The organism is Cupriavidus basilensis OR16 (assembly GCF_000243095.1).
Classification (GTDB): Bacteria; Pseudomonadota; Gammaproteobacteria; order Burkholderiales; family Burkholderiaceae; genus Cupriavidus; species Cupriavidus basilensis_D.
Genome location: NZ_AHJE01000304.1, coordinates 1 through 417 on the forward strand (window position 1 = coordinate 1; position 417 = coordinate 417).

Here is a 417-nt window from a genome sequence, read left to right on the forward strand (position 1 = left end):
ATGCGCGCGCTGGCCGTGACCTCGGCCAAGCGCATGGACGACCTGCCCGGCGTGCCCACCATTGCCGAGTCCGGCTACAGCGGGTTTGAGGCCGTGACCTGGTTCGGCTTCGTGGCGCCCGCCGCCACGCCCAAGGACATCGTGGCGCGCCTGAACGCCGAGTTCAACCAGGCGCTGCAGGTGCCCGACCTGAAGAAGAAGCTGAGCGACCAGGGCGCCGACGTATTGGGCGGCACCCCCGAGCAGTTCGGCGCCCTGATGAAGAAGGACACCGTGCGCTGGTCGGCCGCCGTCAAGGCTTCCGGCGCTCAGGTCGACTGATTCCCGCGTCCGCCGCGCGTCCCACGCTATCCGTTGCCATCCCTGAATCCAAGGAGCCATGCCATGAGCCTGCCCAACATCGTCAAATCCTTCGAC

Annotated in this window: 1 protein-coding gene; it reads left to right on the plus strand. The window is 67.4% G+C overall.

What is annotated here, in order from left to right; translation table 11 throughout:
* Window positions 1-321: Bug family tripartite tricarboxylate transporter substrate binding protein (locus OR16_RS38840; RefSeq protein ID WP_006164938.1), on the plus strand; the 321-nt coding region annotated here is incomplete at its 5' end.
* Window positions 322-417 lie beyond the last annotated feature (96 nt).